The organism is Desulfosporosinus hippei DSM 8344 (genome assembly GCF_900100785.1).
Classification (GTDB): Bacteria; Bacillota; Desulfitobacteriia; order Desulfitobacteriales; family Desulfitobacteriaceae; genus Desulfosporosinus; species Desulfosporosinus hippei.
Map to the genome: position 1 here is coordinate 174,774 of NZ_FNCP01000006.1, position 19,522 is coordinate 194,295.

Annotated in this window: 23 protein-coding genes; all 23 read left to right on the plus strand. The window is 42.6% G+C overall.

The genetic code is table 11. The annotated features are described in order from the left end of the window. Nucleotides 1-44 precede the first annotated feature (44 nt). The 23 genes from BLS16_RS07505 (at nt 45) to BLS16_RS07615 (ending at nt 19,372) form a co-directional block, all read left to right on the plus strand. The gene (locus BLS16_RS07505) at nt 45-1,301 is read left to right on the plus strand and encodes a serine hydroxymethyltransferase (protein ID WP_092331825.1); all 1,257 of its coding nucleotides are present in this window, start codon (nt 45-47) and stop codon (nt 1,299-1,301) included. Between the two features lie 13 nt (nt 1,302-1,314). Continuing rightward, entirely contained in the window at nt 1,315-1,944 is a 630-nt protein-coding gene (gene upp / locus BLS16_RS07510; RefSeq protein ID WP_092331828.1) for a uracil phosphoribosyltransferase, read from the plus strand. Continuing rightward, nucleotides 1,944-2,408 (plus strand): deoxycytidylate deaminase, encoded by a 465-nt coding sequence (locus BLS16_RS07515; protein WP_092331873.1) that lies wholly within the window; start codon nt 1,944-1,946, stop codon nt 2,406-2,408. The genes upp and BLS16_RS07515 overlap by 1 nt, the downstream gene beginning before the upstream one ends. 193 nt (nt 2,409-2,601) lie before the next feature. Beyond that, nucleotides 2,602-3,735, plus strand: a complete 1,134-nt coding sequence (wecB, locus tag BLS16_RS07520; RefSeq protein ID WP_092331830.1) for a non-hydrolyzing UDP-N-acetylglucosamine 2-epimerase — start codon at nt 2,602-2,604, stop codon at nt 3,733-3,735. Between the two features lie 117 nt (nt 3,736-3,852). After that, nucleotides 3,853-4,089, plus strand: coding sequence for an AtpZ/AtpI family protein (locus tag BLS16_RS07525; RefSeq protein WP_242876225.1), 237 nt, complete (start codon nt 3,853-3,855; stop codon nt 4,087-4,089). A 4-nt stretch (nt 4,090-4,093) separates the two neighbouring features. Next, a complete protein-coding gene (locus tag BLS16_RS07530) occupies nt 4,094-4,447 on the plus strand; it encodes a hypothetical protein (protein WP_345788520.1) in 354 nt (117 codons plus the stop codon). Continuing rightward, complete coding sequence (gene atpB, locus BLS16_RS07535) at nt 4,440-5,183, plus strand: F0F1 ATP synthase subunit A (RefSeq protein ID WP_176786100.1); 744 nt, start codon at nt 4,440-4,442, stop codon at nt 5,181-5,183. The genes BLS16_RS07530 and atpB overlap by 8 nt, the downstream gene beginning before the upstream one ends. A 104-nt stretch (nt 5,184-5,287) precedes the next feature. Further along, nucleotides 5,288-5,518, plus strand: coding sequence for a F0F1 ATP synthase subunit C (gene atpE / locus BLS16_RS07540; RefSeq protein WP_007787575.1), 231 nt, complete (start codon nt 5,288-5,290; stop codon nt 5,516-5,518). Nucleotides 5,519-5,628: 110 nt separating this feature from the next. Beyond that, nucleotides 5,629-6,126, plus strand: a complete 498-nt coding sequence (gene atpF / locus BLS16_RS07545; protein ID WP_092331841.1) for a F0F1 ATP synthase subunit B — start codon at nt 5,629-5,631, stop codon at nt 6,124-6,126. Beyond that, a complete protein-coding gene (gene atpH / locus BLS16_RS07550) occupies nt 6,123-6,689 on the plus strand; it encodes an ATP synthase F1 subunit delta (RefSeq protein WP_034600809.1) in 567 nt (188 codons plus the stop codon). The genes atpF and atpH overlap by 4 nt, the downstream gene beginning before the upstream one ends. A 4-nt stretch (nt 6,690-6,693) precedes the next feature. Beyond that, nucleotides 6,694-8,202 (plus strand): F0F1 ATP synthase subunit alpha, encoded by a 1,509-nt coding sequence (gene atpA / locus BLS16_RS07555; RefSeq protein WP_092331843.1) that lies wholly within the window; start codon nt 6,694-6,696, stop codon nt 8,200-8,202. 24 nt (nt 8,203-8,226) lie between these two features. Further along, complete coding sequence (atpG, locus tag BLS16_RS07560; RefSeq protein ID WP_014905266.1) at nt 8,227-9,072, plus strand: ATP synthase F1 subunit gamma; 846 nt, start codon at nt 8,227-8,229, stop codon at nt 9,070-9,072. Nucleotides 9,073-9,109: 37 nt separating this feature from the next. After that, complete coding sequence (gene atpD / locus BLS16_RS07565) at nt 9,110-10,507, plus strand: F0F1 ATP synthase subunit beta (protein ID WP_034600807.1); 1,398 nt, start codon at nt 9,110-9,112, stop codon at nt 10,505-10,507. Between the two features lie 3 nt (nt 10,508-10,510). Next, a complete protein-coding gene (locus tag BLS16_RS07570) occupies nt 10,511-10,918 on the plus strand; it encodes a F0F1 ATP synthase subunit epsilon (RefSeq protein ID WP_092331846.1) in 408 nt (135 codons plus the stop codon). A gap of 176 nt (nt 10,919-11,094) precedes the next feature. Further along, nucleotides 11,095-11,748, plus strand: coding sequence for a hypothetical protein (locus tag BLS16_RS07575; protein WP_242876226.1), 654 nt, complete (start codon nt 11,095-11,097; stop codon nt 11,746-11,748). A gap of 110 nt (nt 11,749-11,858) precedes the next feature. Then, entirely contained in the window at nt 11,859-13,121 is a 1,263-nt protein-coding gene (gene murA, locus BLS16_RS07580) for a UDP-N-acetylglucosamine 1-carboxyvinyltransferase (RefSeq protein ID WP_092331851.1), read from the plus strand. A gap of 148 nt (nt 13,122-13,269) precedes the next feature. After that, on the plus strand, nt 13,270-14,205 hold the full coding sequence (gene spoIID, locus BLS16_RS07585; protein ID WP_092331854.1) for a stage II sporulation protein D: 936 nt from the start codon (nt 13,270-13,272) through the stop codon (nt 14,203-14,205). Between the two features lie 75 nt (nt 14,206-14,280). Further along, nucleotides 14,281-14,994, plus strand: coding sequence for a M23 family metallopeptidase (locus BLS16_RS07590; protein ID WP_092331855.1), 714 nt, complete (start codon nt 14,281-14,283; stop codon nt 14,992-14,994). Nucleotides 14,995-15,156: 162 nt separating this feature from the next. Then, nucleotides 15,157-15,405: a sporulation transcriptional regulator SpoIIID gene (gene spoIIID, locus BLS16_RS07595; protein ID WP_009619498.1), complete on the plus strand. Its 249-nt coding sequence runs from the start codon at nt 15,157-15,159 to the stop codon at nt 15,403-15,405. A gap of 204 nt (nt 15,406-15,609) precedes the next feature. Continuing rightward, on the plus strand, nt 15,610-16,605 hold the full coding sequence (mreB, locus tag BLS16_RS07600) for a rod shape-determining protein MreB (RefSeq protein WP_034601748.1): 996 nt from the start codon (nt 15,610-15,612) through the stop codon (nt 16,603-16,605). Between the two features lie 166 nt (nt 16,606-16,771). Then, nucleotides 16,772-17,488, plus strand: a complete 717-nt coding sequence (locus BLS16_RS07605; RefSeq protein ID WP_092331858.1) for a WecB/TagA/CpsF family glycosyltransferase — start codon at nt 16,772-16,774, stop codon at nt 17,486-17,488. A 52-nt stretch (nt 17,489-17,540) separates the two neighbouring features. Continuing rightward, nucleotides 17,541-18,254 carry an RNA polymerase sigma-I factor gene (sigI, locus tag BLS16_RS07610; RefSeq protein ID WP_092331860.1) on the plus strand — a complete coding sequence of 238 codons (714 nt, stop codon included), beginning with the start codon at nt 17,541-17,543 and terminating at the stop codon, nt 18,252-18,254. Further along, nucleotides 18,251-19,372, plus strand: a complete 1,122-nt coding sequence (locus BLS16_RS07615) for an anti-sigma-I factor RsgI family protein (RefSeq protein WP_092331863.1) — start codon at nt 18,251-18,253, stop codon at nt 19,370-19,372. Before sigI ends, BLS16_RS07615 begins: the two co-directional genes overlap by 4 nt. Nucleotides 19,373-19,522 lie beyond the last annotated feature (150 nt).

A 19,522-nucleotide genomic window follows, 5' to 3' on the forward strand; every position in this document is an offset into this window, starting at 1 on the left:
ATAATCAAACACTTTCATGAAATTATTGACAGGAGTGAACTAGGATGGATTATATTAACCAATGGGTAAAAAATTATGACCCCGAAGTTGCAAAAGCTATTGAACAAGAAGAGAAGCGTCAAAGCAACAGTATTGAACTTATTGCCTCTGAAAACTTTGTTAGCAGAGCAGTAATGGCTGCCCAAGGGTCAGTGTTAACGAATAAATATGCCGAAGGGTATCCCGGAAAACGGTATTATGGCGGATGTGAGTATGTAGATGTTGTGGAAGATCTAGCTCGCGAGCGAGTTAAGAAGATTTTTGGAGCAGAGCATGCTAACGTGCAGCCACATTCCGGCTCTCAGGCCAATATGGCTGTGTATTTTGCCTTTCTCAAGCCAGGGGATACAATACTGGGAATGAATTTATCCCATGGAGGTCACTTGACTCATGGGAGTCCGGTAAACATCTCGGGAGTGTATTTTAATGTAGTCCCTTATGGTGTCGATGAAAAGACTGAAACTATTGATTATGATCAAATACGTCAGCTGGCCAAAGAACATCATCCAAAAATGATTGTTGCCGGAGCAAGTGCCTATCCGCGAATTATAGATTTTGTAAAAATGCGTGAAATTGCCGATGAAGCAGGTGCTTTACTGATGGTGGATATGGCCCATTTCGCCGGGTTAGTGGCGGCAGGACTACACCCATCGCCAGTCCCCTATGCTGACTTTGTTACTTCCACAACCCATAAGACTTTAAGAGGCCCCAGGGGTGGCTTAATTCTTTGTAAGGCTGAATATGCCCAAGCTATTGATAAAGCGATTTTCCCAGGAATTCAAGGCGGGCCATTAATGCATGTCATTGCAGCTAAAGCGATTGCCTTTGGAGAAGCCCTTCAGCCTGAATTCAAAACTTATCAGAAGAATATCGTTGATAATGCCAAAGCTCTGGCACAAGGTCTAATGGATCGTGGATTCCGTCTTGTTTCAGGCGGAACGGACAACCATGTGATGCTTGTTGATGTAAGAACTAAGCAATTAACAGGCAAGGAAGCAGAAAATATCTTACATGAAGTGGGTATTACAGTTAACAAAAATACAATTCCTTTTGATACGGCAAGTCCTTTTGTAACCAGCGGAATTCGTCTTGGCACCCCTGCAGTTACTACACGGGGCATGAATACCGAGGCTATGAAACGTATAGCTGAGGCGATTGATCTTGCCTTGACCTCACATCATGAACCTGATAAACTGTCACAGGCGCGGGAAATTGTGAATTCATTGTGCGCTGAATTTCCCTTATATACTAATTTAGATTAGGAGACTGAAACTTATGCCAAAGCTTCAAGTACTTGATCATCCTCTAATCCAACACAAGTTATCGCTGATCCGGGATGAGGAAACAGGATCAAAGGAATTTAGGGCACTAGTCGAGGAAGTCTCGATGTTAATGGCCTACGAGGTAACTCGTGATTTTCCCCTTCAAGAGATCGAAGTAAAAACACCTGTAGCAATAGCTAAGTCTAAGGTTATTGCCGGACGCAAAGTTGGCTTAGTTCCCATTCTGCGAGCAGGTTTAGGGATGGTTGATGGGATGCTCCGCTTAATTCCCGCTGCAAAAGTGGGACATGTGGGACTCTATAGAGATCCTGAAACTCTAATGCCTGTGGAATATTATTGCAAGCTGCCTCCAGATATCGCGGAGCGGGATCTCATAGTTATTGATCCAATGCTGGCAACAGGGGGCTCAGCTGCAGCGGCGATAACATTTTTAAAAGAACGTGGTGCGAAGAATATAAAACTGATGTGCCTAATTGCTGCCCCGGAGGGGATTGCCGCCGTGCAAAGCGCCCATGATGATGTAGACATTTTTGTTGCAGCAGTTGATGAATGCTTAAATGACCATGGCTATATTGTTCCCGGTCTTGGAGACGCAGGGGATAGGTTGTTTGGAACAAAATGATGATTCAAGGAAAACGTCCTAGTTGGGATAGCTATTTTATGCAAATGGCCCGAGTTGTCGCCGAACGATCAACTTGCTTGCGCCGTCAAGTCGGGGCAGTTATGGTAAAGGATAAACAAATACTAAGTACCGGATATAATGGGAGCCCTTCTGGGCTCCAGCATTGTGCTGAGATTGGCTGTTTACGGCAGAGCTTAGGCGTTCCCTCAGGGGAACGCCATGAGATCTGCCGTGCTGTGCATGCAGAACAAAATGCTTTAGTTCAAGCAGCAAAGCATGGGGTCGCTATTACTGGTGCAGACCTATACACAACCCATCAGCCTTGCGTTTTGTGTACAAAATTGTTGATCAACGCGGGAATAATTCGAGTAGTGTATACCTATGCTTACCCGGATAAGCTGGCTGTCCAAATGGCTGATGAGGCAGGATTGAAACTGGTTAAATTTGGAGAAGATATCTCTTAGCCGAATTGTCTTTGTTGCAGAGTAAGCTTGGAATTCAACTCTTGGCTTGTAGATTCTGAAAATTTATAAAATCCGATATTTAATAATATTATAGCAAAAGTATGAATGTTTGGCTTGCAAGTGATTTGAACCTCACAAAGATCCAGGTAGCTATCGGATTAACGATTGATAATCATCGAAGGGAGTAATCCGAGTGAATAAGCAAAAAAAAGTTATGATTGTGTTTGGGACACGTCCGGAGGCAATAAAAATGGCTCCTGTGATTCAAGCACTTCGTCAGAAGGACTCTATCAACTGTCAAGTTATTGTAACAGCACAGCACCGTGAGATGCTGGATCAGGTCCTAAAGCTATTTAAAATCGATCCTGATTTTGATCTGAACCTTATGCAACCGGGTCAAACCTTAACTGATATTACAACTAGAGTATTAAATGGCTTGAAAGAAGTTTTCCAAAGCGAGCAACCTGACTTAGTGTTGGTTCATGGGGACACAACCACAACGTTTGTGGCTGCTTTGGCCGCTTTTTATGCTCAAATTCCAGTCGGACATGTAGAAGCTGGCTTGCGAACAGGAAACAAATATTCTCCCTTTCCGGAAGAAATGAACCGAAAACTTGCAGGCGTTTTAACGGATTATCACTTTGCTCCAACAAATACGGCAAAACTGAATCTTGAAAGAGAAGGGATTCCCTCGGAAAAAATCTTTATTACCGGCAATACGGTAATAGATGCTTTGCTCGCTACCGTAAACCCTGGATACAGTTTTTTCGACAGTCAAATTCAGGAGATAATCAATAAAGGGCAAGGATCGAGAATGATTCTCGTAACCACACATCGCAGGGAAAACCTAGGTGAGCCCATGCGGCAGATATATCAGGCCTTAAGGGATACCCTGGAGGAGTTTCCGGATACCTACATAATTTTTCCCGTTCATAAAAATCCTATCGTTAGAACGGTAGTTAGTGAGGTTTTAGGGTCTCATCCGCGGGTTAACCTTATCGAACCGATGGAGTATGAGCCCTTTGCCAATCTAATGGCACAGGCCCATCTGATTTTGACCGATTCGGGGGGGATACAGGAAGAGGCACCCTCCTTGGGCAAGCCTGTATTGGTTGTCCGAGATACGACGGAACGCCCCGAGGCAGTAGATGCAGGCACGGTGGAGTTAGTAGGGACGGAATACGAAAACGTGTTTTTACAATTGAAGAATCTTTTAGGGGATCCAGAGGCTTATAATAAAATGACAATGGCCAGTAATCCCTATGGAGATGGCACGGCAGCCATTAGAATAGCCCAAATAGTGGAAGAAAAACTGGGGTGGACATAAAATTCTTCAATGCTGTAAAAAAAAGCACAAAGTCCCCTCGAAGTATGTTAATATATTACATAGCGTAAGATTTGTTGAAATGTAGCATAATAACATGACAAATCAATACATAAGGAAATGAATAAAGCTATGGAATTAAAATCTTGGCAAAAGGCCTTAGTAGTCGGGTCTAATATATCAACTTCCCTAGCTATATTAGTTGGCGGCGGATACTTCCTAGGTAGATACCTCGACGCTCGATGGATGACGAAGCCTTTGTTCACAATCAGTTGTATGCTGATGGGACTAGCACTGGGAGGGAGCTATTTAGTAATTACTTTAAAAGAGTTTGGAGCATCCGATGATAAGAAGTAGCTTTATGGCATTATTAAGTGGGACTGCTTGTATATTATTTAGTATAGCCTTAACCGGCAAACAGGCTCTCTTTGGCAGCTTGCTGGGGTATTGGGCAGGGTTTGGTTATACTTTGTGGTTTTATAAAGAGGTATTACTAAGTTCAGAAATGGACATTCAGTCAGCGATCAAAAGGATGCGTAGAAATCTAATTGCTCGCCTGGGAATGATCACACTGATTATCGTTTTCATTGCTCGTTTCCAAGCCGATTGGCTGTTTAGTTTAGCGTTAGGGATTGTTACAGGGGTAATAATATCCTTTATCATTGTGGCAATGCAAAAAAACTATGGAGAAAGGGGTGATAAAAGAAGTGCATGAAACAGTATTGTGGCATTTGGGGAGTATGACATTTCATGGTAAAACCTTAATCATGACCTGGATTTCGATGGCTCTTGTTATGATTTTCGTTTTCGCGGGAGTACGCAATTTAACCAGTGGAAAACCTGGTAAAATGCAAAACGTTTTAGAGTGGATCATAGATTTCGTCCGTGGAATCATCAATGATAACATGGAGTATGAAAAGGGACGTCCATTGCTAAGCTATTTGGTGACGTTGTTCATGTTTGTTTTCTTTTCCAATATGCTTGGCCTTATCCCAAACTTCACGTTTAATCTATTGCATGACGTTCATTTTGCCCAATTAGGTCACATTTTCAGTGGGCCGTCAATGATGTCACCAACGGCCGATATTAACACGACTCTTTCCTTAGCTCTATTAACGATTATTCTAGTTGTCTTTTTAGGTATCAAGCATAAAGGGGCACATTATTTCCACCATTTTGTTGAGCCAAATCCAGTGTTTGTGGTTATCCACGCCATTGATTTAATCGCTAAGCCAATGACACTAGCCTTTCGTTTGTTTGGAAACATCTTTGCAGGCGAAATTTTATTGGGAGTTATTTTAATGTTACCTGGCATTTGGGTTCTTCCGGGGATTTTACCAACAACAATTTGGTTAGCTTTCAGTATTTTCATTGGAGCTATCCAGTCTTACGTGTTTGTGGTTTTGACAACTGCTTATGTTTCGCAGGCTGTTACCTCAGACGCCCATTAAGCACTTGTTAGTGCAAGCACTTGTTGTGCTGGTTTTCAGTGATGCTCGCCACCACTGAGGGAATAATAATTTTAATTATCGGAATCAAGAAAGGAGGAAATCTCATGGACGTGTCTGCTGCTGCTGCACTTGGTGCAGGAATTGCTGCTGGCTTGGCAGCTCTTGGGGCATCAATTGGTAATGGTAATGTAATTAGTAAAACGGTGGAGGGTATTGGTCGTCAACCGGAGGCTAAAGCAACATTACAAGCTACCATGTTTATTGGTGTCGGTTTGATTGAGGCTTTGCCACTCCTTAGCTGGGTACTCGCCCTGCTGCTCATGTTTACAAAGTAAGCTCGTATGATGGGCAGAGAGTAAGCCCATCTTAATTCAAGGGGGAACGTAAGTTCTCCCTTGAAAAAAATCATCCCGACGTCAATTAGACTCGAGAGGGGGGTAGACCATTGGGTGGGAATCCTATTCAATTTGACTATACTGTACCGGCTACGGTTTTATCGTTCCTGTTGCTCGTTTGGCTTCTCAGCAAATATGCTTGGAAACCGCTAATGAAAATGATGGAAGAACGGCGGACTAATATTGAATCCATGCTTAAGCAGGCAGAAGACGAGCGCCAACAGGCAGATAAAATAAAGCGTGAATACCAAGAAGAAATGCGTAAAGCTCGCCAGGAAGCCCAAGAAGTAATTGCAAAGGCTACTAAGGTAAGCGAAGTTCGTTCCGCCGAGATTCTAGCTGCTGCGCATGAAGAATCTGAGAAGATTAAGAAATCTGCCCTTGTTGATATCGAACGTGAACGAGATCGGGCAATCTCCGATGTTAAAGCACAAGTTGCTGATCTCTCAGTTCTCGTTGCAGAGAAAATTATCAAACAAAAACTTGACATTAAGGGTCAAGGAAAACTCATCGAGCAGTTTATTCAAGAGGTAGGAGAAATGCAATGATAAATGGATCACTTGCGCGTAGATACTCCCAAGCCTTGTTTGAAATTGCCTCTGAGACAGGCCTAGATCAAATTGATGCTGATTTAAGTGAACTAACTAAGATGGTGGAGGAAAATGGAGAGGTTAAAGACACCCTGTTACATCCCCACATCTCCTTAAGTGATAAAAAGTCCATTATGGACAAGTTGATGGGAGATAGTTTTGGGGATATAACAAGACGTTTTCTTTATCTTTTGATTGACCGTAGAAGAGCTGATCTTTTACCTGCCATTCAACGTGAGTTTACAAGATTAGCGGATGAGGCACGTCAAGTGGTGGAAGCCAAAGTAGCAAGTGCTATTGAACTAAGTGCGTCCCAGCTTGATGAACTGAAAAAAGCTATTGTACGTATGACCGGGAAAGAGGTTCGCCTTGTAAGCGAAGTCCGAGCCGAGCTCATTGGTGGAGTACTGATTCAGATCGGAGATCGTGTACTAGATGGGACTGTTGCCCATTCACTTGAAAAGATGCGTGAGAATTTACGAAGAAACTCGGATAAACCTCAGGAAGTAGGGGTGAAATAACAGAATGAACTTGCGTCCAGAAGAAATAAGTTCCATTATTAAGCAGCAAATCGAACGATACGATACTGCTGTTGATATCGTAGATGTTGGGACAGTTATCCAGGTTGGAGACGGAATTGCTCGTGTTTATGGTCTGGAAAAGGCTATGGCAGGTGAGCTTCTGGAGTTCCCAGGAAATGTTTACGGTATGGCGATGAATCTTGAAGAAGATAATATTGGTTGTGTTATTCTGGGACCCTTCACAGGGATTAAAGAAGGCGATCAGGTCAAGAGAACCGGGCGGATCGTGGAAGTCCCAGTCGGCGAGGCTTTGATTGGCCGCGTTGTTAATGCTCTAGGTCAGCCCATTGATGGCAAAGGGGAAATTGTGACAGACAAGTTCCGTCCGATTGAATCCCCGGCATCAGGTGTTATTGCACGTAAATCCGTGAGTGAACCGATGCTAACTGGTCTAAAATCTATTGATGCTATGGTTCCTATTGGTCGTGGTCAGCGGGAATTGATTATTGGTGACCGCCAAACCGGTAAAACTGCCGTAGCTATCGATGCGATTATTAACCAAAAAGGTCAAGACATGATTTGTATTTACGTTGCTGTCGGACAAAAAGCATCGACAGTTGCCAGTGTGGTTCAGAAACTAGAAGAAAACGATGCTATGAAATACACAATTGTCGTATGCGCTACTGCTTCTGAGCCTTCACCAATGGTCTTTATTGCTCCATATGCCGGTGCTGCTATGGGCGAAGAGTTCATGTATAATGGCAAACATGTCCTGATCATTTACGATGATCTTTCTAAACAAGCGGTTGCTTACCGCGAACTTTCCTTGCTTCTTAAACGCCCACCAGGACGTGAAGCATATCCTGGAGACGTTTTCTACCTTCACTCTCGTTTGTTGGAGCGTGCAGCGAAGTTGTCCGATGCCCTAGGCGGAGGCTCAATGACAGCACTTCCGATTATTGAGACTCAAGCTGGTGACGTGTCGGCCTATATTCCTACGAATGTTATTTCCATTACTGATGGCCAGATCTTTTTGGAATCAGACCTCTTTAATGCCGGATTCCGTCCAGCGATCAACGTTGGTCTTTCCGTTTCCCGGGTAGGTGGTAGTGCTCAGATCAAAGCTATGAAACAAGTTGCCGGACAGCTCCGTTTGGATCTCGCCAGCTATCGTGAATTAGCAGCATTTGCTCAATTTGGATCTGACTTGGATAAAGTTACGCAAATGCGTCTCAACCGTGGAAAACGGACAATGGAAATTCTCAAGCAAAATCAATATGCAACAATGCCTGTTGAGGAAGAAGTTGTCGTTATTTATGCGGCAGTTAAAGGGTTCACAGATGAGATTGATGTAGATGCAATCGGGAAATTTGAAGTAGAATACCTGCGCTTCATGCGCTCCGTCAAGGCCGACCTGTTGGCTAAAATTCGCACTGAGAAGGCGCTCTCCAATGATATGATCGCCGATCTGGAAAAAGCAATTAACGAATTCAAACAGGGGTTTGTGGCCTAGATTAAAAAGGAGTAGGTGAATGAGGTGGCAGGAGTACGCGATATTCGTCGCCGGATCCGCAGTGTACGCAATATGCAGCAGATCACCAAAGCGATGAAAATGGTTTCCGCGGCCAAACTCAGAAAAGCCCAACAAAAACTAAGCGCAGCCCGTCCATACGCCAACCAATTACAAGGGGTTCTGGAACGACTGGCACAGGCTCCTGGAGATACAGTTCACCCGCTTCTAGTTAAGCGGCCTGTTCAAAAGGTGGTTTATGTGTTAATTACGTCAGACCGTGGTCTTTGCGGAGGGTACAATGCGAACCTCATTCGGAAGACCGCTACCTTGATTGCCGAAACGCCGCAAGACGTTAAGCTGGTAACGGTGGGCCGCAAGGGTCGGGATTTCTTCCGACGCGGAAAAATTGAGTTTTTGGCTGAGTTTGTTGCACTTGGAGATGAACCAAGTTATAGTCAAGCGAAAGAAATAGCTCAGGAAGTAGTGAGAATTTATGAGCAGGGCGAAGCGGATGAGGTCTATCTCATGTATACCGAATTCGTAAGCGCAATTAACTCTAGACCTACGCAAATCAAACTACTTCCCATCGAAAAGCCTGAAGGTAAACAAAGTAAACAATATATTTTTGAACCGTCGCCTGATGAGATCCTCGCAAGTCTGTTGCCAAAGTATGTTGAGACACAGGTCTATCGTTCAATACTTGAAGGAAAAGCAAGTGAGCAAGGGGCCAGGATGTCAGCCATGAGCTCAGCAACGGATAATGCTAAGGATATGATTGATCGATTGTCGCTGGCCATGAACAGAGCCCGACAAGCGGCGATTACTAAGGAAATATCTGAAATTGTCGGGGGAGCAGCTGCCTTAGATTAAAGCTGCCGGAAATACCCAATAAGGAGGTTTCTCGCCTGTGAAAAACGGCAAGGTTTTGCAAGTTTTGGGACCGGTAGTTGACGTTGCGTTTGCGCCCGATGAACTGCCGGCGATATATACTGCTATTAAAGTTATTGTTCCCGAGAAGAATATTAACATTACCTTAGAAGTAGCACAACATCTCGGAAATGACACCGTACGTTGTGTAGCTATGTCCTCGACGGATGGTCTGCAAAGAGGCATTGAGGCTATAAACACTGGTGCTCCAATTACAGTACCTGTCGGATCGGCGACCCTTGGACGGATGGTTAGTGTCTTGGGAGAGCCAATTGATAATGCAGGGGATGTTAATTCCGATACCAGTTATCCTATTCACCGTCCGGCTCCGGCTTTTGAAGATCAAGAGCCTTCGACCCGTATGTTGGAGACCGGTATTAAAGTTATTGACTTGCTGGCTCCGTATTCAAAGGGTGGAAAGATCGGACTCTTCGGCGGTGCTGGGGTTGGTAAGACTGTATTAATCATGGAACTTATTAACAATATTGCTAAACAACACGGTGGTATCTCCGTATTCGCTGGTGTTGGTGAGCGGACTCGTGAAGGAAATGACCTCTATCACGAAATGAAAGAGTCAGGCGTTATCGATAAGACTGCTATGGTGTTCGGTCAAATGAACGAACCACCTGGAGCTCGTCTTCGTGTCGGACTGACAGGCTTAACCATGGCGGAGTATTTCCGTGATGAACAAGGTCAAGACGTGTTGCTCTTTATTGACAACATTTTCCGCTTCACCCAAGCTGGATCTGAGGTTTCGGCTCTGCTTGGTCGGATGCCTTCGGCCGTTGGTTATCAACCGACACTAGCAACAGAAATGGGTCAATTGCAAGAGCGGATTACCTCCACTCGTAAAGGATCTATTACATCTGTTCAAGCTATTTATGTGCCTGCAGACGACTTGACAGACCCCGCTCCTGCTACAGCATTTGCTCACTTGGATGCTACAACAGTTTTGTCTCGTGCTATTACTGAAATCGGAATCTACCCTGCTGTGGATCCCTTGGACTCCACTTCACGGATTCTTTCGCCTTTAGTACTTGGTGAAGAGCATTATGCTGTTGCACGTCAGGTTCAGCAAATTCTGCAAAAATACAAAGAGTTGCAAGATATCATTGCAATTCTGGGTATGGATGAGCTTTCTGAAGAGGAAAAACTTATCGTAGCGCGTGCTCGAAAAATCCAACGTTTCTTGTCTCAACCATTCAGCGTTGCTGAAGTATTTACAGGGACTCCTGGAAAGTATGTACCCTTGAAAGACACAATTCGTGGCTTTAAAGAAATTGCGGATGGGAAATACGATGACATTTCAGAGGCAGCCTTCCTTATGGTGGGCCCCATTGAAGAGGTCATTGAAAAAGCCAAGAAAATGGGGGCGTAAGCCATGGCAGGAACATTCTCTCTACGCATTGTCTCTCCAGAAGGGGACTTATTGAAAGAAAATGTTGAGTTTGTTGTTTTTCCCGGCGCAATGGGTGAGTTAGGTATATTACCAAATCACGCACCTTTAATTGCTGGCCTGGATATAGGCGTTATACGTTACACTCTAAATGGTTCGGTTAAACAAGCAGCTATTGCCGGTGGTTTTGTCGAAGTTGTTGATAATTCAGCCATTGTTCTGGCAGACACTGCAGAACTTGGTGGACAAATCGATGTTAAGCGTGCAATGGAAGCAAAAGAACGGGCATTAAAACGCTTATCAGCTCGCACAAACGAGATTGATGTTCGACGTGCTGAGTTAGCTCTACGCAGAGCTGCTGCACGGATCAGTGCCTATGGCGACAAAAAATAGCTCTTGTATTTATTCTGTAATGGTGAAAGGCCCTCAGTATTGAGGGCTTTTTTCTTGTTTTAATACATAAAAACCCAATATATTTATAAGAGGGTATATTAGCTTTCTCACTATTTGGCAAAACTAGAATAGGTGCCAGAAGATGAGGAAGAGGTTATAATATGTTGAGATCAATAATGAAGTCAAAAGCTATGCCAATTTTATGCCGAAAAATAATACTGGTCTGCTGTTTCACAGGACTAATAGTGATTAGCTTTGGGATCGGTAATTACGTATTAACTCATAATCTCAAGAACTTAGATGCTTCAAATAATAAGATGCCATTGCTCCTTAATTCGGGTTTTTTAGAGGCCAATGAAGCAGAGGCAACCCTTATCCTGTGGATTGAAAATACTGAGGTGCCAACATATATTTTGGGTAATATGCCAACAGAAAATTGGAAATGGAACTATAAAGAATTAGAGATGGAAAATGGAAAAGTAGCAAGAATGCTTACCGGACAAGATATATTAAACAAGGAAGAGGAAATAAAACTATTTGCATGGTATACTAATATGGTTCCGCTGATTGAAAAAGCCGGCGGTAAAATTTATTTGGATGAACGTACACCTGAAGCTATTGATATATCTGCTTATCTGAGCCAGACTAATGCGGATCCGATGCAGTGGATGCTCATAGATAATATGATATCTAGCGCAGCTTATCAGAAAAATATAGAAACAACTGTTATGGCTGGTCAGGATCAGGTCAACATACAAATATTGAGTCGGGGGAAGGGATCAGACGGACGTTCGGTTTTGGCTATTCCTGTTTTGCTAAAAGAGTTTTAGTAATGTGTTAAGAAAAAAGTCGAATTTATGCAGGAAAACTACCAGCTCAACGAGAATATTATCAAGTCAGCTACTATTGCAAACCTTGGATAGGGGGTGTCTTCAGAATTTTGAGTAAGCTTACAGTTACAGGTGGCAAACCATTAGAAGGGACAATTACAGTAAGTGGGGCCAAAAATGCTGTTCTTCCGATTATTGCAGCAAGTTTGTTATGTAAAGAGCCGATACAACTAGACGACGCTCCAGACTTACTAGATGTTAATGTAATGAATAGGGTTATTTCGGCGTTGGGTGCGAGAGTGGAACGAAACGGTTCAACTCTGAGTATTCAAGCCCGTGACATAGATTGTATTGAAGCCCCATACGATTTAGTTTCTCAAATGAGAGCATCTATAGTCACCATGGGCCCTTTACTTGCTCGAAAAGGTCACGTTCGTATTTCTCATCCCGGTGGGTGTGCCATTGGATCACGCCCAATTAATTGGCACCTAAAAGGACTAGAAGCATTAGGTGCAGAAGTTAAAATGGATCATGGGTTTTTAGATGTGTCAACAAAGGGATTGAAAGGAGCACGGATTTACTTAGATTACCCAAGTGTTGGTGCTACAGAAAATATTATGATGGCAGCATCAATGGCCCAGGGAACTACACTTATAGAAAATGCAGCGCAAGAGCCGGAAATTGTAGACTTGGCTACTTTCTTAAATGAAATGGGTGGTAAAGTTCGAGGTGCAGGTACTAGTATAATCTATATTGAGGGTGTTCCAGAATTTCATGGTACAGTGCATACTGTAATTCCTGACCGTATAGAGGCAGGAAGCTATTTGCTTTTGGCGGCGGCAACAGGAGGAGATGTTTTAGTTCAGAATGTTATTTCAGATCATTTGAAGCCATTGATTGCCAAAATGGAAGAGGCAGGAATACATATGCTTGAGGAAGATGATGGGATCAGAGTAAGTGGAAACGGCATTTATAATGCTGTTGATGTTAAGACTCAAGTTCACCCCGGATTTCCAACTGATCTTCAGGCTCCATTTATGGCTTTTCTTACTCGGGCAAAGGGTACGGGTTTAATAACAGAAACCGTCTTTGAAAATCGCTTTATGCACGTTGATGAACTCAAACGTATGGGGGCGGATATAAAAATAGAAGGGCGAAGTGCTATCATCCAAGGAATAAATCGCTTAAATGCTGCACCGGTGACGGCAACAGATTTGCGTGCGGGAGCAGCTCTAATCCTTGCAGCGCTGACATCAGAAGGTACTACAAATGTCCGAGGAATTCATCACATTGACAGAGGGTATGAAATGATAGAGAAGAAACTGTCTGGAATAGGTGCTAATATAATTCGTGAGGAAGAAGAAGTGTCATAAAAGGGGTCTACCATTTATAGAAATAGAATTGTTGTAACTAGGAACAAGAGTTGATCAGATCGCTCTTGTTCTTTTTGCGTTGTTAAGCCATATTCTCCAGGCCAACTGCATAGATTTAAGCAAAATGCTTGTACTGCAGGAGGTTTCAATGAAAAAAGATTGGATATGGCTCATTGCATTATCACTTTGCATTGTATTTGTAATTCCTTGGAGCGTGGTTCGTTGGCATAAGGAAAAAATTATTATTGATGATCAAGAAATTAGAGTCTTAATGCCAGACAAGGAAATAGTAAGATTGCCCCTTGAAAAGTACTTAGTAGGAGTAGTTGCGGCAGAAATGCCTGCAGAGTTTGAGTTAGAGGCTTTAAAGGCTCAGGCAGTTGCAGCACGTACTTATGCCGCAAAGAGACTGGAGCAAAAGAATTCTGCGGATGTGGGGTATGATGTTGACACCACAGTCCAAACTCAAGCGTGGTTATCAGATGCAAAGCAGAGAGAAAATTGGGGATTATTTAATTACTGGCGTTATAGAAACAAAATAGAAAAAGCAGTGCAGGAAACCAGAGGGCTCATACTAACATTCAATGGACAATATATAGAAGCTCTATATCATAGCAGTAGTGGAAGAAAGGCAACTGAACGCTCAGAGGAAGTATGGAGTTCTTCAAGACCCTATTTACAAAATGTAAATTCGGGAGAGGAGAACCAACAACGATATGTTAAGAAATACGTATATACAACACAACAACTATGTAAAAAGCTGGGTCTAAAAGAGATTTCTAGATCTTTAAACTCGGGTGATTTTCAAATAACGGATAGAACTTCTGTGGGAAGAGCTAAGAACCTTCGTGTATTTGGCAAAATGTATCCGGCTACCCAACTTCGTGCTCTGTTAGGTTTTTCTTCAACAGATATTGAATACAGCATTCAAGCAGATCGACTGACAATAACCTCTTATGGTAATGGTCATGCCGTAGGAATGTCCCAATGGGGGGCCAATGATTTAGCAAAAAAGAGTTATAAGGCTGAAGAAATATTAAACCATTATTTTCCTGGAACAAAGATAGGTGGAATAAAAATTTAGCAAGGAATCCTGCGTATCAAAAATCTTGTCTAAAAGAAGTAGCATTCGGCAAAAATAGATCTAGAGGTGAGTCGAATGAAAGGATATAAACTATCTAAAGACTGGATTTTAGTATGGGGGGTTACCTTTTTAATTAGTGGACTGATTATTGTAATTGGCTATATCAATATTGAAGCCGATAATTCCACGGTAAGGCCAAACGGGATCTCTAATGAGGCAACTCAGGCTACGGTGGATACTTCTTTACAGAATGCAAGCTTAAGAGTAAGTTCAACGAGTAACCAAATTGAGCCTTCGACGGAACAGATAGTGATAGAAAAAAAAGTGGATGAAGATTTAAAAGAAGAACTAAAATTAGTCTTTGGATTAGTTGAGGATAAGCAGAAATTAGAGGATTTCCCAAGTCCAGTTAATGGAGAGCCTATTAGAAATATTGGCAATTATTATTCTGAGGAGTATGGAAACTACAGTTATCATGCAGGTATTGACTATGCGTTGGTGGAAGGAACCGTAATTCGCGCAACCCACGGCGGCAAAGTAATTAAAGCCGGACAAGATTCGATCTTGGGCCAAAAGGTGACCTTAGATTGTGGGGAAGGCTGGTTAGTTACTTATGGAGGACTAGACAACCTGCGTGTTCAAGAAGGTGAGGTTATCGAGACCCAAGGGGCTTTAGGTCAAGTAGGTTTGTTTCCCGGATCTGAAGGAAATGGGCAACCACAACTTCATTATGAGGTATGGCATAATGGACAGATTCAAAAGGTAGATTTTAAGGGTATAGAACGTTGATACTGTGGCCTAAAAGTTCGGCAAAAATAACCCAATTGTAAGATGAGTCAATAAAAATAAAGAACACAGTATTTACCAGCAGAGGACATCCTTTTACGGATGTCTTTTTTTGTTGAGCACGCATATAAATGTACTAAACTCGTGGACGAAGGAGGGCTATGCGTGCAAGAATATATACGAAAACGGGTGCTCGATATTGGAACCTACATATTAGAATCGAGTGCAACCGTTCGTCAAACGGCTGATGTCTTCGGAGTATCTAAAAGCACAGTTCATAAGGATGTTACGGAACGCTTGCCATTAGTGAATGAAAAGTTATCAATGGAGGTAAAGCATATTCTTGAAACCAATAAAGCAGAGCGCCACATAAGAGGCGGAGAGGCTACCAGAAAAAAATACCAAGAAAACTAGAGGTCGGTAAAAATGGTTGAAGAAGGGCGAAGTTGAGGGGAATTTGAAAAAATCTGAGATATCAAAAGGGATTAGCGATTTTATCACGAATAATTTCTTATCAAGACAATAATAGCGAATCTCCCGAGAGGGAGATTATGCTATTTGTTTATAGTATTAATGAGATGGACAAGCTATTGAGTAACGAAAGGGGTATCTCCGATAATGTTTGGAATTGATTTTGGGATAGATTTAGGAATTGATTTAGGTACTGCGAGTGTTTTGGTCTATGCTAAAGGAAAAGGAATCGTCTTGCACGAACCTTCAGTAATAGCAATTGATCGAAACTCAAATAAACGAATTGCAGTGGGTGAGGAAGCTAGGCTGATGATCGGTCGTACCCCCGGAAATATCGTTGCAGTACGTCCTATGCGCGATGGTGTAATTGCAGATTATCAAACGACAGAACTTATGTTGAAGTACTTCTTAGAGAAAGCAGGCGCCAAAAGATGGCCTTTCTTTAGAACTCGGGTAGTTGTCTGTATTCCTTCAGGAGTTACCGAAGTAGAACAAAGGGCAGTTAAACAGGCAGCATACCAAGCCGGAGCAAAGCATGTCAAAGTGGTAGAAGAGCCGTATGCCGCAGCATTAGGAGCTGGGTTAGATATTTCTGGGCCGACTGGAAGTATGGTCGTTGACATAGGTGGAGGGACAACGGATATTGCGGTTCTGTCTCTTAATGGTATTGTCGCGAAAAGAAGTCTGCGTGTGGGTGGAGATAAGTTCGATGAAGCAATAAGTCGATACATTCGTCGCGAGCATAACCTGATGATCGGAGAACGTACAGCTGAAGAAATCAAGATTGCTGTTGGTTCAGCAGTTGTTGAGGGGAAACCTAATGCGTTCATTGATGTTCGAGGCCGAGATTTAATTACAGGGTTACCAAAAACGATTAATGTCAATTCGCAAGAGTGTTTTGTTGCTCTTGAGGAATCTATTGATGCAATTGTCGCCGGAGTTAAGGAGGTTCTAGAACGCACCCCTCCTGAATTATCCTCAGACATCCTGGATAAAGGAATTATAATGACGGGTGGAGGGGCTATGATGTATGGCTTTGATACTCGTTTGGCCAGAGAAACGGGCCTGCCGGTGAGCTTAGCTGAGGATCCGATTTCTTGTGTAGCTTTAGGAACAGGTAAGGTGTTAACCGGAAAGTTCTAATACTTGAATTTAGTCCAGAGGATTTAGGATACGAGGATAATTATCTGTAAAATTAAGAACTAATCTAAGATAAGCACCCACTCTCCAAAGTGGGTGTTCCATATTCTACTGGGACAAAAGTTTGTTTTCTTGAAGTTATCTTTTGGTTACAAAGGAATGGTTGTTTATGCGAGTTAATGTGCTGGGGATTACCATTGATTCTTACTCTATGCAAGAGGCGGTTGCTGAAATAAGAAAAGCCATAGAAGATCAGTTAAGGATGCGAGTGGTTACGGCCAATCCCGAAATGATTTATGAATCCGGAAAAAATTCTCGGCTGCGTGAGTTGATTAATTCCGCAGATTTAGTAACCCCTGATGGCATTGGGGTTGTTTGGGCTGCTGCACGACTAGGGACGCCGGTTCAGGAACGTGTAACGGGGATTGACTTAGTTCAATCATTATTTTCTGTGGCAGACCAACAGAAATGGCGAATTTTTTTCTTAGGAGGGAAACCGGGTGTAGCTCTTCAGGCAGCTAGGCAGGTTGCTTTGAAATATCCCGGAATTGTTTGGGAGGAATCCCATGGCTACTTTAATGAGGAAGAAGAGGTATATCTTCTAGAGAAGATCAGTACCTTTCAGCCGGATATTCTCCTTGTCGGGCTTGGGGCTCCCCGCCAAGAATACTGGAATGCAGAGCATCCTGAATTAGCAAAGGTGAGTATAGGGGTTGGCGGCAGCTTTGACGCCCTTGCTGGAATCGTTGATCGAGCACCCCAACGTATCCAAGAGTTAAAATTAGAATGGCTCTATCGACTTTGGAAAGAACCTTGGCGTTGGAAACGTCAAACTGTATTGCCTCGTTTTGTGATAAAAGTGCTTTGGCAAAAAATAATTACATAAACCCCCTAATAGCAAGAGCAGGCTTCGTATTAGAAATTAGGAGGAAGAAAGCATGCCAGAATGGGAAAAACAATATTCTTGGCAGCGTTTGAAGGACGACTTACCAGCTCGAGAGAGCTTTTTGGCAGAGTCTCAAACGTTTATTCGTCATGTGGCAAGCCAAGCTTGTTTTCACTCTTTGGAATGGGGTAGAGATGACGAGCTATCTGAGGCTTTGATTGCTTTTAATGAAGCCATAGACCTGTTTGTAGAGGATAAAGGGGTACCTTTTTTGGCTTATGCCCGTGTGTTAATAAAAAGAAGATTGATTGATTATCATCGCAAACAGCGATTGCGTCAGTCAATATCTATAGATCAAGACGACCTGGGACGACGCATAGATGTCCATCTTGGTCTGGATGATTTTCGGGAGCAAGAACAAAACCTGGAAAGGGCAGAAGAAATTCGGCAATTCTCTAAAGCATTGTTGACCTTTAAACTGACTTTTCAGGACTTGGTAGAAGTATCCCCTAAACATCGAGATTCTCGAGAAACTTTACTCCGAGCTGCACAAGAGTTGGCCTTTGATCCTGAGTTGTGGCAGCAAGTTGAACACAAAGGGAAAATACCCATGCAAGCTTTAGGAATAAAAACACAAATACATGCAAAAGTTTTAGAGCGGGGAAGAAAGTATATTCTTGCAGTTGCCATGCTTTTAGCAAACCAAAACGACTATGTATATCTACGGGAGTATGTTCTCCCGCGGGAAAGGGGGGCGAAAGGATGAATAAGATAAAGGCGGTTGTTCTAGAAAAGTCTGGATATCGCTATACGGTTCTTGATAAGGGTGGAGCCTTTCGCCATATTCATAGACGTCAAAACGCTGAGATAGGTGAAGAAATAGAAATTCAAGTGCCTTCTATGCAGTGGTTTAGAGAGTTAAGGGCATGGGCAGGAGTAGCGGCATTATTCTTTTTAGTTTTAACAACGATCTTTGCTTGGAACTTATACCAGGCACCGACTGCCGTCGCCTTACTCTCAGTTGATATTAATCCTAGCATACAATTTACTATTGATGATCAAGGGAACTTGCTCAAAATAAACTCTAAAAATGAGGATGCTGAAGGGTTGCTTAAAAATATTGATTTTGAAGGAAGACCGTTGGATAGTGTTTTGGAAGAGTTTGTCATTGAGGCATATAATCAAAGCTTTCTAAAACCTGAACAGTCTTGGATTGTTGTAGGTTATTCGCCACTCTCAACAAACCCTTCTGTAGAAGTGGAAGAGAAGCTAAACGAAGAGCGAATTATGTCCTGGCTCAGAACTGATTTTGAGGAAAAGGGGTTTACTCCACAAGTTGCTATCTTTGCAGTAACTGCTGAGGATCGGGAGTTAGCCCTAAAGGAGGATCTTACCTTAGGAGAATATGCTCTTTGGCAGACCGCTATACAGGCGGGAGTTGATACTCCTGTTGAGAAATTAAAGGATACAAAAGAACGAGTAAATTTGCTGGAGAACCCCAAAGTTCAGGTGCAAGTAAATGAGAATAAGAAGGATCAGCAACAGCAATCTGTATCATCAGTTAAGGATAGTATGCCTGACAAGAGCAATAAAAAAGATACCAAGAATAATCACCCAAAGAACGATACTGAAAACCTAAATAATAACCTAAATAATCCGAATGAAGAGAATAAGATGAATGGGGCTGGCAGAGATAGAATTAATCAAGGCAGAGATATTAAGGATAAAGGTAAAGAAAAAGAGTTAGAGAAAGATATTGGGGAACATGGGACGAAGAATAATGACAAGGGTAAAGAAAAAGGAAATTCATCATTATCTGCTGATGTAAAAAGAAACGATCAAAGTAGCAATAAAAAAGAAAACAAACCGGAAAAGGATGATTAAGGTATTAACGGTAAGATGATTGAAAATAAAAGGTTGAGCTCATAAGCTCAACCTTTCAGTTTGTAGACAAAAGAGGAAACACCCTTGTCCAAATGGTATAATATACTAGAGGATAGGGGTGTTTTTTATCAATGTATGTAAAAAAAGATC

Bases quoted from the DNA above. Each gene is read 5' to 3' on its own strand.
- BLS16_RS07515 (WP_092331873.1), top strand. From the start codon at position 1,944: ATGATTCAAGGAAAACGTCCTAGTTGGGATAGCTATTTTATGCAAATG.
- BLS16_RS07590 (WP_092331855.1), top strand. From the start codon at position 14,281: ATGAAAGGATATAAACTATCTAAAGACTGGATTTTAGTATGGGGGGTT.
- BLS16_RS07575 (WP_242876226.1), top strand. From the start codon at position 11,095: ATGAAGTCAAAAGCTATGCCAATTTTATGCCGAAAAATAATACTGGTC.
- BLS16_RS07525 (WP_242876225.1), top strand. From the start codon at position 3,853: ATGAATAAAGCTATGGAATTAAAATCTTGGCAAAAGGCCTTAGTAGTC.
- BLS16_RS07615 (WP_092331863.1), top strand. From the start codon at position 18,251: ATGAATAAGATAAAGGCGGTTGTTCTAGAAAAGTCTGGATATCGCTAT.
- spoIID (WP_092331854.1), top strand. From the start codon at position 13,270: ATGAAAAAAGATTGGATATGGCTCATTGCATTATCACTTTGCATTGTA.
- sigI (WP_092331860.1), top strand. From the start codon at position 17,541: ATGCCAGAATGGGAAAAACAATATTCTTGGCAGCGTTTGAAGGACGAC.
- atpA (WP_092331843.1), top strand. From the start codon at position 6,694: ATGAACTTGCGTCCAGAAGAAATAAGTTCCATTATTAAGCAGCAAATC.
- atpE (WP_007787575.1), top strand. From the start codon at position 5,288: ATGGACGTGTCTGCTGCTGCTGCACTTGGTGCAGGAATTGCTGCTGGC.
- BLS16_RS07505 (WP_092331825.1), top strand. From the start codon at position 45: ATGGATTATATTAACCAATGGGTAAAAAATTATGACCCCGAAGTTGCA.
- upp (WP_092331828.1), top strand. From the start codon at position 1,315: ATGCCAAAGCTTCAAGTACTTGATCATCCTCTAATCCAACACAAGTTA.
- BLS16_RS07530 (WP_345788520.1), top strand. From the start codon at position 4,094: ATGGCATTATTAAGTGGGACTGCTTGTATATTATTTAGTATAGCCTTA.
- atpH (WP_034600809.1), top strand. From the start codon at position 6,123: ATGATAAATGGATCACTTGCGCGTAGATACTCCCAAGCCTTGTTTGAA.
- mreB (WP_034601748.1), top strand. From the start codon at position 15,610: ATGTTTGGAATTGATTTTGGGATAGATTTAGGAATTGATTTAGGTACT.
- BLS16_RS07605 (WP_092331858.1), top strand. From the start codon at position 16,772: ATGCGAGTTAATGTGCTGGGGATTACCATTGATTCTTACTCTATGCAA.
- BLS16_RS07570 (WP_092331846.1), top strand. From the start codon at position 10,511: ATGGCAGGAACATTCTCTCTACGCATTGTCTCTCCAGAAGGGGACTTA.